Origin of the sequence: Streptomyces sp. NBC_00273, assembly GCF_036178145.1 — a bacterium.
Taxonomy (GTDB): domain Bacteria; phylum Actinomycetota; class Actinomycetes; order Streptomycetales; family Streptomycetaceae; genus Streptomyces.
On record NZ_CP108067.1, the window covers coordinates 4,557,709 to 4,571,527 of the forward strand.

At 71.5% G+C, this 13,819-nt stretch carries 12 protein-coding genes; 6 read left to right on the forward strand and 6 right to left on the reverse strand.

The genetic code is table 11. The annotated features are described in order from the left end of the window. The first annotated feature begins 9 nt into the window (after window positions 1-9). The 6 genes from OG386_RS19630 to OG386_RS19655 all read left to right on the forward strand — a co-directional run bounded on the left by OG386_RS19630 (window position 10) and on the right by OG386_RS19655 (window position 6,859). Window positions 10-237 (forward strand): 4Fe-4S dicluster domain-containing protein, encoded by a 228-nt coding sequence (locus OG386_RS19630; protein WP_030011381.1) that lies wholly within the window; start codon window positions 10-12, stop codon window positions 235-237. 14 nt (window positions 238-251) lie between these two features. Next, window positions 252-1,607 (forward strand): ABC transporter substrate-binding protein, encoded by a 1,356-nt coding sequence (locus tag OG386_RS19635; protein WP_328789226.1) that lies wholly within the window; start codon window positions 252-254, stop codon window positions 1,605-1,607. Then, window positions 1,604-2,542, forward strand: a complete 939-nt coding sequence (locus tag OG386_RS19640) for an ABC transporter permease (RefSeq protein WP_328789227.1) — start codon at window positions 1,604-1,606, stop codon at window positions 2,540-2,542. Before OG386_RS19635 ends, OG386_RS19640 begins: the two co-directional genes overlap by 4 nt. After that, window positions 2,539-3,390, forward strand: a complete 852-nt coding sequence (locus OG386_RS19645) for an ABC transporter ATP-binding protein (RefSeq protein WP_328789228.1) — start codon at window positions 2,539-2,541, stop codon at window positions 3,388-3,390. The genes OG386_RS19640 and OG386_RS19645 overlap by 4 nt, the downstream gene beginning before the upstream one ends. 11 nt (window positions 3,391-3,401) lie before the next feature. Continuing rightward, window positions 3,402-6,140, forward strand: a complete 2,739-nt coding sequence (locus OG386_RS19650; protein WP_328789229.1) for a fumarate reductase/succinate dehydrogenase flavoprotein subunit — start codon at window positions 3,402-3,404, stop codon at window positions 6,138-6,140. A 113-nt stretch (window positions 6,141-6,253) separates the two neighbouring features. Beyond that, window positions 6,254-6,859 (forward strand): hypothetical protein, encoded by a 606-nt coding sequence (locus tag OG386_RS19655; RefSeq protein WP_328789230.1) that lies wholly within the window; start codon window positions 6,254-6,256, stop codon window positions 6,857-6,859. Between the two features lie 94 nt (window positions 6,860-6,953). Here OG386_RS19655 and nuoN read toward each other — a convergent pair whose 3' ends face one another. Genes nuoN through nuoI form a run of 6 tightly spaced genes read right to left on the reverse strand, consistent with a single transcriptional unit; the run spans window position 6,954 to window position 13,818 of the window. Next, entirely contained in the window at window positions 6,954-8,600 is a 1,647-nt protein-coding gene (nuoN, locus tag OG386_RS19660; RefSeq protein WP_385286274.1) for an NADH-quinone oxidoreductase subunit NuoN, read from the reverse strand. A gap of 5 nt (window positions 8,601-8,605) precedes the next feature. Beyond that, window positions 8,606-10,198 (reverse strand): NADH-quinone oxidoreductase subunit M, encoded by a 1,593-nt coding sequence (locus OG386_RS19665; protein WP_328789233.1) that lies wholly within the window; start codon window positions 10,196-10,198, stop codon window positions 8,606-8,608. 1 nt (window position 10,199) lies between these two features. After that, entirely contained in the window at window positions 10,200-12,095 is a 1,896-nt protein-coding gene (gene nuoL / locus OG386_RS19670) for an NADH-quinone oxidoreductase subunit L (RefSeq protein WP_328789234.1), read from the reverse strand. A gap of 9 nt (window positions 12,096-12,104) precedes the next feature. Beyond that, window positions 12,105-12,404 (reverse strand): NADH-quinone oxidoreductase subunit NuoK, encoded by a 300-nt coding sequence (gene nuoK, locus OG386_RS19675; RefSeq protein WP_030016652.1) that lies wholly within the window; start codon window positions 12,402-12,404, stop codon window positions 12,105-12,107. Beyond that, window positions 12,401-13,213, reverse strand: coding sequence for an NADH-quinone oxidoreductase subunit J (locus tag OG386_RS19680; RefSeq protein WP_328789236.1), 813 nt, complete (start codon window positions 13,211-13,213; stop codon window positions 12,401-12,403). Before OG386_RS19680 ends, nuoK begins: the two co-directional genes overlap by 4 nt. Then, the gene (gene nuoI, locus OG386_RS19685; RefSeq protein ID WP_327383817.1) at window positions 13,210-13,818 is read right to left on the reverse strand and encodes an NADH-quinone oxidoreductase subunit NuoI; all 609 of its coding nucleotides are present in this window, start codon (window positions 13,816-13,818) and stop codon (window positions 13,210-13,212) included. The genes OG386_RS19680 and nuoI overlap by 4 nt, the downstream gene beginning before the upstream one ends. Window position 13,819 lies beyond the last annotated feature (1 nt).

Genomic DNA, 13,819 nt, shown 5'->3' on the forward strand with positions numbered 1-13,819 from the left:
GAGACAGCCATGCCCGTGGTGCCCCAGCGCGGCGACGTGCCCGTGACCATCGACGAGTCCCTGTGCATCGACGGCTGCACGCTCTGCGTCGACATGTGTCCGCTCGACTCGCTCGCGATCCGCGAGGACAACGGCAAGGCCTACATGCACGTCGACGAGTGCTGGTACTGCGGCCCGTGCGCCGCCCGCTGTCCCACCGGCGCGGTCACCGTCAACATGCCCTACCTGCTCCGGTGAAAGGTCCCCTCACCATGCGTACGACGCGTACGAAGGCACTCGCGCCCGCCGCGCTCGCCCTGCTCCTCGCCCCACTGGCCACGGCCTGCTCCGGCTCCGCCGGGGCGACCGGCTCCAAGACCGTCACCGTGACCGTCGGCTACCAGTCCAAGACCATCAACACCGTCACAGCCGGCACCCTGCTGCGCTCCCTCGGCTACTTCGAGGAAGAGCTCGCCGCGCGCGGCAAGAAGGACGGCATCACCTACGAGGTGGACTGGCAGGACTACGCCACCGGCGCCCCCATCACCGCCCAGATGACCGCCGGGAAGATCGACATCGGCTCGATGGGCGACTTCCCGCTCCTCATCAACGCGGTGCGCGGCAAGGAGCTGAAGCAGCCCACCCACCTCGTCTCCGTGACCGGCTACAACCTGCGCGGCGGCCTCAACACCGTGGTCACCGCACCGGATTCGAAGCTGGAGTCCCTGGCCGACCTGCGCGGCAAGAAGGTGTCGACGAGCGTCGGCTCGGCGGCCGACGGAACGCTGGTACGGGCGCTGCAGCGCGCCGGGATCGACCCGTCGGGCGGCATCGAGAAGCTCAACCAACAGCCCAGCGTGGGCGCTTCGGCACTCCAGGCGGGCAGTGTCGACGCGCTCTCGCAGTTCGTGGCGTGGCCGGGCCAGCTGGCGTACGAGGGCCGGGCCAAGGCCCTGTACGACGGCGCCGAGTTGAACCTGCCGACCTTCCACGGGGTCACCGTGCGCGAGAAGTTCGCGAAGGAGCGGGCCGGCGTGCTCGACGACTTCCTGCGGGCGCAGCGCCGGGCCACCGACCACCTGCGCACGGAGCCGGTGGCGGCCGCCGAGTCGGTGGCGAAGGAGACCGGGCTGCCGGCGGAGGTGGTGTACCTCTACAACGGGGCGAACGGCATCGCGACCTTCGACCCGGCCCTGCGCCCGGAGCTGATCGACGCGCTGAAGCAGGACGTGCCGGTGCTCAAGGACGCCAAGCTGGTCGGCGACGTGGACGTGGACGCCTTCGTGGATCCGGAGCCGCTGGCACGGGTGGCGGCCGGGACCGCGGAGTACCCCGAGGCGGTGGCCGCCCGGCCCGAGCTGTGGCTGAAGGGCCAGGCCCGCACCCGGTCCTTCGACTCCCCGCGCGAGCTGCTGAAGGCGGCACGAGGCGCGGACGTCCGGGCGGCGTACGTGCCGGACGCGGTGACGGGCACGCTCTGGTTCGCGGACAAGGCGGTGTGGGTCGCCGAAGGGCCGGAGCTGCGCGCCTTCGTCACACCAGCGGGCGCGAAGGCCTACGTGGCGGCGCACCAGGGGACCGGGGCGCGGATCGTGAGCTTCGCCGAGGCCGGGACCCTGGCGTCATGACGGGCGGCCGCTGGCTGCTGCGGGCGGCCTCGCTCGGCGCGGCCCTGCTCGTGTGGCAGGGGCTGACCTCGCTGGACGTGAACGTGTGGCTGCGCTTCGAGCAGTTCCCGACGGTGGGCGAGGTCGCCGGGGCGTTCGCCGAGCGGGCCGGGACCGGGCCCTTCTGGCAGGACCTGGCCTCCAGCCTGCGCCGGATCGTGACGGGCTTCTTGCTCGCCGCGGTCGCGGGCGTGGCGGTGGGCACGGCGATCGCCCGGTCGCGGATCGCGGCCGACGTGCTGGGCCCGCTGCTGGAGGTGCTGCGTCCGGTACCGGCGATCGCGCTGGTACCGGTGGCGATCCTGCTGTTCCCCTCCAACGAGCAGGGGATCGTGTTCATCACCTGCACGGCCGCCTTCTTCCCGGTGCTGGTCTCCACGCGGCACGCGGTGGGGGCGCTGACCCCGGTGTGGGAGGAGGCGGTCCTGACCATGGGCGGCGGCCGGGCGCGGATCCTCTTCTCCGTGGTGCTCCCGGGCGCTCTGCCGGGCATCTTCGGGGGCCTGTCGGTCGGGATCGGGGTGGCCTGGATCTGTGTGATCTCGGCCGAGATGATCTCCGGCGAGTACGGGGTCGGCTACCGGACCTGGCAGGACTACACGGTGATCGACTACCCCGGCGTCTTCGTCGGCATGGTCACCATCGGCGCGCTGGGCTGGCTGACCTCCACGGCGGTGGAGCGCGCGGGCCGCCGTCTGACGCGGTGGCTGCCGGCGCGCGACTCCTCCGGCCCCGTGCCGGCCTCCGCCGCCCGCACCCGTACGGAGCGGGGCCCCGGCCGCTCGCCCCGGGACCCGCTCCCGGCCACGGCCCCGGCCACGGCCCGGGCCGGCGCGACCGGCCCGCGTTCGGAATCGGGGCCCTTCCCCGAGCAGACCCGAGAGGTGACCCCATGAGCCTGACCCAGGCAGACGCCCGAACCGGTCCCGGCGCTGCGGCGCACCCCGCGCCGCACGGAGCGCGGCTCGCGCTGCGCGGCGTCCGGCTCGGGCACCGCGGGAACGCGGTGCTCGACGGGGTCGATCTGACGGTCGAGCCCGGGGAGGTGCTCGCCGTCGTGGGCCCGTCCGGCTGCGGCAAGTCCACGCTCCTGCGCACCCTCGCGGGGCTGCTGCCGCCGCTCGACGGCGTGGTGGAACAGGACGGCGCCCCGGTCCGCGGCCCGGACGCCGACCGTGCGCTGGTCTTCCAGGACGACGCCCTGCTGCCCTGGCGCACGGTCCGGGCCAACGTCGAACTCCCGCTCGCCATCGGGCGCTCGCGGGGCCCGTCCGAGGAGCAGGGCGCGGAGAAGGGCGCGGTGCCCGACCGGCACGGCCGCTCGCCCGCCTTCGACCTGTCCCGTGCCGCCCGGCGGGCCCGGCGGCGGACCGCCGGGGAGTGGTTGGAGCGGGTCGGCTTGGACGGGCACGCACACAAGTTCCCGCACCAGCTCTCGGGCGGACAGCGCCAGCGCGTGCAGCTGGCCCGCGCCCTCGCCGCGCGCCCGCGCGCCGTCCTGATGGACGAACCCTTCGGGGCGCTCGACGCCCAGACCCGCGCCGAGATGCAGGACCTCCTCGTGGACGTCCTCGCGGGCACCGGCGCGACCGTCGTCTTCGTCACCCACGACGTGGACGAGGCGCTGTTCCTCGGCGACCGCGTCGCGCTGCTCGCCGCCGCGCAGGTGGTCCCCGTACCGCGGCCGCGCGACCGCGGGGCCCCGAACGCCGGGCTCCGGCAGCAGATCATCCACTCACTCTGAAGGGCCGCACCATGGACATCCCCGCGATCGGCGACGCCGAGGAACTCTCCTGCGACGTCCTCGTCATCGGCGGCGGCACCGCCGGAACGATGGCGGCGCTGACCGCCGCCGAGCGGGGCGCGCGGGTCCTGCTCCTGGAGAAGGCGCACGTCCGTCACTCCGGGGCGCTCGCCATGGGCATGGACGGGGTCAACAACGCCGTCGTCCCCGGCCGCGCCGAGCCCGACGACTACGTCGCCGAGATCACCCGGGCCAACGACGGCGTCGTCGACCAGTCCACGGTCCGCCAGACCGCCACCCGCGGGTTCGCGATGGTGCAGCGCCTGGAGTCGTACGGCGTGAAGTTCGAGAAGGACGAGCACGGCGAGTACGCGGTGCGCCAGGTCCACCGCTCGGGCTCGTACGTGCTGCCCATGCCGGAGGGCAAGGACGTCAAGAAGGTCCTCTACCGGCAGCTGCGGCGCCGCGAGATGCGCGAGCGCATCCGGATCGAGAACCGGGTGATGCCGGTACGGGTCCTGACCTCGCCCGAGGACGGCCGGGCGATCGGCGCGGCCGCCTTCAACACCCGCACCGGCGCCTTCGTGACCGTGCGCGCCGGAGCGGTCGTCCTGGCGACCGGCCCGTGCGGCCGGCTCGGACTGCCCGCCTCCGGGTACCTGTACGGCACGTACGAGAACCCGACCAACGCGGGCGACGGCTACGCCATGGCCTACCACGCGGGCGCCGCGCTGACCGGGATCGAGTGCTTCCAGATCAACCCGCTGATCAAGGACTACAACGGGCCGGCGTGCGCCTACGTGGCGAACCCGTTCGGCGGCTACCAGGTCAACCGGCACGGCGAGCGGTTCGTGGACTCCGACTACTGGTCGGGGCAGATGATGGCCGAGTTCGCCGCCGAACTCGCCTCGGACCGGGGACCGGTGTACCTCAAGCTCAGCCACCTCCCGGAGGAGTCGGTGGCCTCCCTGGAGTCCATCCTGCACACCACCGAACGGCCGACGCGCGGCACCTTCCACACGGGCCGCGGCCACGACTACCGCACCCACGACATCGAGATGCACATCTCGGAGATCGGGCTGTGCGGCGGCCACTCGGCGTCCGGCGTCCGCGTCGACGACCGCGCGCGCACCACGGTGCCGCGGTTGTACGCGGCCGGGGACCTGGCGTCCGTACCGCACAACTACATGATCGGGGCGTTCGTCTTCGGTGATCTGGCGGGCGGGGACGCGGCCCGGTACGCCGCGTACGAGGGCACGCTGCCGGCCGACCAGCTGGCGGCGGCCCACGAGCTGATCTACCGCCCTTTACGCAACCCGGACGGACCGCCGCAGCCGCAGGTGGAGTACAAGCTGCGGCGGTTCGTCAACGACTACGTGGCCCCACCGAAGACGGGTGCGAAGCTCTCGCTGGCCGTGGCGGCCTTCGACCGGATGACCGGTGAGATCGCGGAGATGGGCGCGAGGACCGCGCACGAGCTGATGCGGTGCGCCGAGGTGTCCTTCATCCGGGACTGCGCGGAGATGGCGGCCCGTTCCTCGCTGGCCCGTACCGAGTCCCGCTGGGGCCTCTACCACGAGCGCCTCGACCACCCCGAGCGCGACGACACGGGCTGGCTGTACCACCTGGACCTGCGCAAATCGGCCTCGGGAGCGATGGAGTTCACCGCCCGGCCGGTGGAGCCGTACCTGGTGCCGGTCGACGGGTTCGCCCCGGCCGGCGGCCCCGCACGGCACCTGGGCGAGGTCGACCTCGTCCCGGTGGCCACGGCGGGCCCCCGCGAGGCGGCCCCGGCGGCCCGCGCGCAGACCGCCCCGACCACGGGCGGCCCGGAAGGCCCGGAAGGCTCGGCCGCAGTACCCGCGCACGGCTCCGCGTCCTCGCCCCGGATCCTGGAACTGCTCGTCCTCGCCGAGGAGTCACCCGACCTGGACGCCCTCACGCCCTACCTGGCCGACCCGGATCCGGCGGTACGGGCCGCGGCCGTGGCCGCGCTCGGCGAGACCGTACCGCCCGGCGCCGGGCCCGCGCTGGCCGCGCGCCTCGCCGACGCCGCTCCCGTCGTACGGGCGGCTGCCGCGGCCGCGCTGCGCGAGCTCGTGGAGGTCCTGCCGGGCGGGCCGGAGCTGGGTGCGGGCCTGCGCGCCGCCCTCGCCGTGCCCGATCCCGCGGTGCGCTCCGCCGCGCTCGAAGCCCTGCGGGCGCTGCGGCTGGGTGACGTGCAGGCGTACGCCGCCTCGCTGGCCGACGCCGATCCGGAGGTCCGCATCCACGCGGTCCGGGCGCTGGTTTCGGTGGACGCCGTCCCGGAGCTGGCCGCGGCCGCCGCGGACCCGGCCCGCGAGGTCCGCGTGGCGGTGGCCAAGGGCCTGGCCTCGGTGCACGCCCCGGCTCCGGGCCCGCTGGACCCGCTGCTGGTGGATGCCGACCCGCTGGTGCGGGGTGCGGCGCTGGGCGCGCTGGCCTCGGTCGGCTGCCCTGACGGGTACGCCCGTACCGCGGTGGCGGCCCTGGCCGACGCGGCCTGGCAGGTCCGGGCGGGGGCGGCGGCCGGGCTGTCGGCGGCCGCCCCGGAGACGGCGGTACCGGCTCTGGCGAAGGCCTTGGCCGACGCCAACGCGGATGTCCGCAAGGCCGCGGTCCTCGCTCTGCTGGCGCACCGGGACGCCCCGCAGGCCCGGGCGGCCCTCGCCACGGCGGTCTCGGACCCGGACGCGGACGTCCGCGCGTACGCGGGGCGTGCGGCCTGACCCTCACGCAGTGTCAGGCGGTGGTGTCGGCCCCCCGTTCGGGGGTCCGCGGCGTGCAGGGACCGCGGGGCGCCGGGATGGTGGACGAAAGCCCGTCGACGGCAGGAGTCCCCATGTCCCCCGATGTCCGCAAGGCCGCTCTCGTGATCACCGCCGCCGTGTCGCTGGGCCTGGCCACCGTGGTCCCGGCGCACGGGGTGGAGGGGCCCGCGCCCGATCCCCGGAACGGGCAGGCCATGCGGGACATGGCGACGGCGATCGCGGTGACGGCCAAGTACGCGGACGAGCGGGCGGCACTCAGGGACGGGTACGTCCCGCACGGCTCGGAATGCATGACCAACCCGTTCGGGGTGGGTGCCATGGGCTACCACTACGTCAAGCAGGCCAACTGGGGTTCGAAGGACCCCGCCAGGCCGACCGCGCTCCTCTACAGCAAGGACAAAGGCCGCAACGGCCTCCGCAAGCTCGAGACGGTGGAGTGGATGGCGACCGACCGGGACCAGGACCTGAAGACCAGCGACGACCGGCCGAGCATGTTCGGTCTGCCCTTCGACGGGCCGATGCCCGGCCACTGGGCGGGCATGCCCAAGCACTACGACCTGCACATGTGGGCGTACAAGGAGAACCCGGCGGGCCGCTTCCACAACTGGAACCCGGCGCTGACCTGCCCCAAGAAGAGCCCGGCCCCGGGGGGCGGCGGGCACACCCACGGGCACTAGTCGGCCGCGTACGAAGCGGTGGTCCCCGCGCCAACGGCGAAGGGCCCGGCTTCCCCCGAGGGGGGGCCGGGCCCTGTCCCGTGCCGCGAACCAGTCAGCGGACGAAGGTGCTCGCCTGCCCCGCCAGGTCCAGGAAGTACTGCGGGGCGAGGCCCAGGACCAGGGTGACCGCGACGCCCACCGCAATGGTGGTCATCGTCAGCGGCGAGGGGACCGCCACCGTCGGGCCGTCGGCCTTCGGCTCGCTGAAGAACATCAGGACGATCACCCGGATGTAGAAGAACGCGGCGATCGCGGACGAGATCACACCGATCACGACCAGCACCCCGGCGCCGCTCTCCGCCGCCGCACTGAACACGGCGAACTTGCCCGTGAAGCCGGAGGTCAGCGGGATGCCCGCGAAGGCGAGCAGGAACACCGCGAAGACGGCCGCCGTCAGCGGCGAACGCCGGCCGAGCCCTGCCCACTTGGACAGGTGCGTGGCCTCGCCGCCCGCGTCGCGCACCAGCGTGACCACCGCGAAGGCGCCGATCGTCACGAAGGAGTAGGCACCCAGGTAGAAGAGGACGGACTGGACGCCCCGCGCCGAGGTCGCGATCACACCGGCCAGGATGAAGCCGGCGTGCGCGATGGAGGAGTAGGCGAGCAGCCGCTTGACGTCCGTCTGGGTCACGGCGATCACCGCGCCCGCGAGCATGGTGACGATGGCCACCGCCCACATCACCGGACGCCAGTCCCAGCGCAGCCCCGGCAGGACCACGTAGAGCAGGCGCAGGAGGGCGCCGAAGGCGGCCACCTTGGTGGCCGCCGCCATGAAACCGGTGACCGGGGTCGGGGCGCCCTGGTAGACGTCCGGGGTCCACATGTGGAAGGGGACCGCGCCGACCTTGAAGAGCAGGCCCATCAGGATCAGCGCGCCGCCGATCAGCAGCAGTGCGTCATTGCCCATGGTGGAGGCCAGCGCCGGGTCGATCTTCGCGACCGTGCCGTCGACCACATCGGCGATCACCGCGTACGAGACCGAGCCCGCGTACCCGTAGAGCAGCGCGATGCCGAAGAGGAGGAAGGCGGAGGAGAAGGCGCCCAGGAGGAAGTACTTCACCGCGGCCTCCTGCGACATCAGCCGCTGGCGGCGGGCGACGGCGCAGAGCAGGTACAGCGGGAGGGAGAACACCTCGAGGGCGATGAACAGCGTCAGCAGGTCGTTGGCCGCCGGGAAGATCAGCATGCCGGCGATCGCGAACAGGGCCAGCGGGAAGACCTCGGTGGTGGTGAAGCCCGCCTTGACGGCGGCCTTCTCGCTGTCGCTGCCCGGTACGGACGCCGCCTGGGCGGCGAAGGAATCCACCCGGTTGCCGTGCGCCGCGGGGTCCAGGCGCCGCTCGGCGAAGGTGAAGACCGCCACGACCGAGGCCAGCAGGATGGTGCCCTGCAGGAAGAGCGCCGGGCCGTCCACGGCGATGGCGCCCATCGCGGCGATGTGGGCCTTGCCGGACCCGTACCCGCCGGCCGCGAGGCCCACGACCGCGGCGAAGGCCGAGGCCAGCGCCGCGACGGCGAGGAACACCTGCACGTAGTAACGAGACTTGCGGGGCACGAAGGCCTCGACGAGGATCCCGAGCACCGCCGCGCCCACCACGATCAGCGTGGGTGCGAGCTGTGCGTACTCGATGGTCGGTGCCGGGATCCGGTCGGCCGGTGCCTCGGCCGCCAGTGTCCACAGGCTGTGGGCGGAAGTCAGCGCGCTCACTTCGCCACCTCCCCGTTCTTCGCTTCGACGTCGACCTCGGGCTGCGGGTCCGTCTGCTTCACGTCCGACATGGTGTGCTCCACCGCCGGGTTGACGATGTCGGTGAGCACCTTCGGGTAGACGCCCAGCCCGATCAGCAGGGCGATCAGCGGGGCGACCACCAGGACCTCCCGCAGGCGCAGGTCCGGCATGGCGCGGACCTCCTCCTTCACGGGGCCGGTCATCGTGCGCTGGTAGAGCACCAGGGTGTAGAGCGCGGCGAGCACGATGCCGGTGGTGGCGATGATCCCGACGACCGGGTACCGGGCGAACGTGCCGACCAGGACCAGGAATTCGCTGACGAAGGGCGCGAGGCCCGGCAGCGAGAGGGTGGCGAGGCCGCCGATCAGGAAGGTGCCGGCGAGGACCGGCGCCACCTTCTGGACGCCGCCGTAGTCGGCGATGAGCCGCGAGCCGCGCCGCGAGATCAGGAAGCCGGCCACCAGCATCAGCGCCGCCGTCGACAGGCCGTGGTTGACCATGTAGAGGGTGGCGCCGGACTGGCCCTGGGAGGTCATCGCGAAGATGCCCAGGATGATGAAGCCGAAGTGCGAGATCGAGGCGTAGGCGACCAGCCGCTTGATGTCCCGCTGGCCGACCGCGACCAGCGCGCCGTAGACGATGCTGATCAGGGCCAGGACGAGGATCACCGGCGTGGCCCACTTGCTGGCGTCGGGGAAGAGCCCGAGGCAGAAGCGGAGCATCGCGAAGGTGCCGACCTTGTCGACGACCGCGGTGATCAGTACGGCGACCGGGGCGGTGGACTCGCCCATCGCGTTCGGCAGCCAGGTGTGCAAAGGCCACAGCGGGGCCTTGATCGCGAAGGCGAAGAAGAAGCCGAGGAACAGCAGCCGCTCGGTGTTGGTCGACATGTCGAGAGTGCCCGCGGCGCGGGCGGCGGTGATCTCCTGGAGGGAGAAGTTCCCGGCGACCACGTAGAGACCGATGACGGCCGCCAGCATGATCAGGCCGCCGACCAGGTTGTAGAGGAGGAACTTGACGGCCGCGTAGCTGCGCTGCGCGGCCGCGTTCTCGTCGCTGCCCGAGTGGGCCCGGTCCCCGAAGCCGCCGATGAGGAAGTACATCGGGATGAGCATGGCTTCGAAGAAGATGTAGAAGAGGAAGACGTCGGTGGCCTCGAAGGAGATGATCACCATCGCCTCGACCAGCAGGATCAGGGCGAAGAAGCCCTGGGTCGGCCGCCACCGGGAGCTCTTGGTCTCCAGGGGGTCGGCGTCGTGCCAGCCGGCCGCGATCACGAAGGGGATCAGGAGCGCGGTGAGCCCGATGAGCACCACCCCGATCCCGTCCACGCCCAGCTCGTAGCGGACGCCGAAGTCGGCGATCCAGGGCCGGGATTCGGTGAGCTGGTAGCGGTCACCGCTCGGATCGAAGCGGACCGCGACGAGCACGGCCAGGGCCAGTGTCGCCAGCGAGAAGAGCAGCGCGAGCCACTTGGCGGCGGTCCTTCGGGCGGCCGGTACGGCCGCCGTGAGGATCGCGCCGACCGCGGGGACCGCGGCCGTCACCGTCAGAAGCGGGAAACTCATTTCACACCGCCCTCATCAGCAGGGTCGCGGCGATCAGGACCACCGTGCCCCCGAACATCGAGACCGCGTAGCTGCGGGCGTAGCCGTTCTGCAGCTTGCGCAGGCGGCCCGAGAGCCCGCCGACCGAGGCGGCCGTCCCGTTGACCACCCCGTCGACCACGCTGTGGTCGAGGTACACGAGCGAGCGGGTCAGGTGCTCCCCGCCGCGCACCAGCACGACGTGGTTGAAGTCGTCCTGGTAGAGGTCCTTGCGGGCCGCCCGGGTGAGGAACGAGCCGCGCGGGGCGACGACCGGGACGGGCCGCTTGCCGTACATCGCCCAGGCGATGCCGACGCCGACGAGGAGCATCACCATGGTGGCCGCGGTCACCGTCATGGCGCTGACCGGCGGGTTGCCGTGCGAGTAGCCCGTGACGGGCTCCAGCCACTTCAGGAAGCGCTCGCCGATCTCGAAGAAGGCACCGGCGAAGACCGAACCGAAGGCCAGGATGACCATCGGGATGGTCATGGACTTCGGGGACTCGTGCGGGTGCGGCTCGTGGCCGGCGTCGTCCGGCTGCCAGCGCTTCTCTCCGAAGAAGGTGAGGAGCATGACGCGGGTCATGTAGAAGGCGGTGATGCCGGCGCCCAGCAGGGTGACCCCGCCGAGGATCCAGCCCTCGGTGCCGCCCTTCGCGAAGGCCGCCTCGATGATCATGTCCTTGGAGAAGAAGCCGGACAGGCCCGGGAAGCCGATGATCGCCAGGTATCCGAGACCGAAGGTGACGAAGGTGACCGGCATGTACTTCCTCAAGGCCCCGTACTTGCGCATGTCGACCTCGTCGTTCATCCCGTGCATCACGGAACCCGCGCCGAGGAAGAGGCCCGCCTTGAAGAAGCCGTGCGTCACCAGGTGCATGATCGCGAAGACGTAGCCGATCGGGCCGAGGCCCGCGGCGAGGATCATGTAGCCGATCTGCGACATCGTCGAGCCCGCCAGGGCCTTCTTGATGTCGTCCTTCGCGCAACCGACGATCGCACCGAAGAGGAGCGTGACCGCGCCCACGACGGTGACCACCAGCTGGGCGTCCGGCGCCCCGTTGAAGATCGCGGCCGAGCGGACGATCAGGTACACGCCCGCGGTCACCATGGTGGCCGCGTGGATCAGGGCCGAGACCGGGGTCGGGCCCTCCATCGCGTCCCCGAGCCAGGACTGCAGCGGGACCTGCGCCGACTTGCCGCAGGCGGCCAGCAGCAGCATCAGGCCGATCGCCGTCAGCGTGCCCTCGGACGTCTCGCCCACCGCGCCGAACAGGGGCGTGAAGGCGAAGGTCCCGAAGGTGGTGAACATCAGCATGATCGCGATCGACAGACCGATGTCACCGACGCGGTTGACCAGGAAGGCCTTCTTCGCGGCGGTGGCCGCACTGGGCTTGTGCTGCCAGAAGCCGATCAGGAGGTACGAGGCGAGGCCCACGCCCTCCCAGCCGAAGTACAGCAGCAGGTAGTTGTCGGCGAGGACCAGCAGCAGCATCGCCGCGACGAACAGGTTGAGGTAGCCGAAGAAGCGGCGGCGGCGCTCGTCGTGCTCCATGTACCCGATCGAGTACACGTGGATGAGCGTGCCCACCCCGGAGATCAGCAGGACGAAGGTCATCGACAGCTGGTCCAGCTGGAAGGCCATGTCCGCCTGGAAGCCCTCGACGGGGATCCAGGTGTACAGGTTCTGGGTCAGGGTCCGGTCGTCGGCCGAGCGCCCCAGCATGTCGGCGAACAGCGCGACGCCGATCCCGAAGGAGACGGCCGCGAGCAGGGTGCCGATCCAGTGACCGACCTTGTCGAGGCGCCGGCCGCCGCAGAGCAGCACCACCGCTCCGAGCAGGGGCGCCGCGATCAGCAGCGCAATCAGGTTCTCCACAGCGACCCCTTACAGCTTCATCAGGCTGGCGTCGTCGACCGAGGCCGAGTGGCGGGTACGGAACAGCGACACGATGATCGCCAGGCCGACCACGACCTCCGCGGCGGCGACGACCATCGTGAAGAACGCGATGATCTGGCCGTCGAGGTTGCCGTGCATCCGGGAGAACGCGACGAAGGCGAGGTTGCAGGCGTTGAGCATCAGCTCGACGCACATGAACAGCACGATCGCGTTCTTGCGGATCAGGACCCCGACGGCACCGATCGTGAACAGCAGGGCCGCCAGGTACAGGTAGTTGACCGGATTCACTTCGAGGCCTCCTCACGGCCGAGGCGCTCCGAGGAGGCCTGCTCCAGTGCCTTGAGGTCGTCGATGGCCTGGCTGGAGACGTCCCGGATCTGGCCGCGGGCGCGCAGCGTCCGGTTGACGGTCAGCTCGGACGGGGTGCCGTCCGGCAGCAGACCTGCGACGTCCACCGCGTTGTGCCGGGCGTAGACGCCGGGCGCGGGCAGCGGCGGGAGCTGGACGCCCTCGCGGACCCGCTTCTCGGCGAGTTCGCGCTGGGTGGCGGCCCGTTCGGTGCGCTCGCGGTGGGTGAGCACCATCGCGCCGACGGCCGCGGTGATCAGCAGCGCGCCGGTGATCTCGAAGGCGAAGACGTACTTGGTGAAGATCAGCTGTGCCAGGCCCTCGATGTGCCCGCCCGAGTTGACCCGGCCGAGCCCGTTGAAGTGGGTGAGCCCGGCGTTGGCGATGCCGGCGATCAGCAGGATTCCGAAGCCGATTCCGCACAGGGCTGCCAGCCAGCGCTGCCCCTTGATGGTCTCCTTCAGGGAGTCGGCGGCGGTGACGCCGACGAGCATGACCACGAAGAGGAAGAGCATCATGATCGCGCCGGTGTAGACGATGACCTGGACGACGCCCAGGAAGTACGCCCCGTTGGCGAGGTAGAAGACGGCCAGGATGATCATCGTCCCGGCCAGGCTGAGGGCGCTGTGCACGGCCTTCTTCATCAGGATCGTGGCCAGTGCGCCGATGACGGCGACCGTGCCGAGGATCCAGAACTGGATCGCCTCGCCCGTGGAGGTCATGGAGGTGGCGGCGGCGATGGCGCTCATGCGTCCACCTCCGTGGACTGACCGTTCTCCGGAGCGACTTCGCCGGCGACTTCGCCCTTGGACACCGCGACCTGCCGGACGGTGCCCGGGGCGGCCCCGGTCACCAGCCCCCGGTAGTAGTCCGTGTCGTCCGTGCCGGGGAAGATCGAGTGCGGCGCCTCGACCATGCCCTCGGTCAGGCCGGCCAGCAGCTGCTCCTTGGTGTAGATGAGCGATTCGCGGCTGGAGTCAGCCAGTTCGAACTCGTTCGTCATGGTCAGCGCCCTCGTCGGGCACGCCTCCACGCACAGCCCGCACAGGATGCAGCGGGCGTAGTTGATCTGGTAGACCCGGCCGTACCGCTCACCCGGGGAGTAGCGCTCCTCCTCGGTGTTGTCCGCACCCTCCACGTAGATCGCGTCGGCGGGACAGGCCCAGGCACACAGCTCGCACCCGATGCACTTCTCCAGACCGTCGGGGTGCCGGTTGAGCTGATGCCGTCCGTGGAAGCGCGGTGCGGTCGTCTTCTCCTGCTCCGGGTACTGCTCGGTGAGGCGCTTCTTGAACATGGCCTTGAAGGTCACGCCGAAGCCCGCCACCGGGTTCTGCCACTTCTCGTCGGACATC

Coding starts and splice junctions, on each gene's coding strand:
- nuoI (WP_327383817.1), bottom strand. CDS start 13,818: ATGTCCGACGAGAAGTGGCAGAACCCGGTGGCGGGCTTCGGCGTGACC.
- OG386_RS19640 (WP_328789227.1), top strand. CDS start 1,604: ATGACGGGCGGCCGCTGGCTGCTGCGGGCGGCCTCGCTCGGCGCGGCC.
- OG386_RS19650 (WP_328789229.1), top strand. CDS start 3,402: ATGGACATCCCCGCGATCGGCGACGCCGAGGAACTCTCCTGCGACGTC.
- OG386_RS19645 (WP_328789228.1), top strand. CDS start 2,539: ATGAGCCTGACCCAGGCAGACGCCCGAACCGGTCCCGGCGCTGCGGCG.
- OG386_RS19665 (WP_328789233.1), bottom strand. CDS start 10,198: ATGAGTTTCCCGCTTCTGACGGTGACGGCCGCGGTCCCCGCGGTCGGC.
- OG386_RS19655 (WP_328789230.1), top strand. CDS start 6,254: ATGTCCCCCGATGTCCGCAAGGCCGCTCTCGTGATCACCGCCGCCGTG.
- OG386_RS19680 (WP_328789236.1), bottom strand. CDS start 13,213: ATGAGCGCCATCGCCGCCGCCACCTCCATGACCTCCACGGGCGAGGCG.
- OG386_RS19630 (WP_030011381.1), top strand. CDS start 10: ATGCCCGTGGTGCCCCAGCGCGGCGACGTGCCCGTGACCATCGACGAG.
- OG386_RS19635 (WP_328789226.1), top strand. CDS start 252: ATGCGTACGACGCGTACGAAGGCACTCGCGCCCGCCGCGCTCGCCCTG.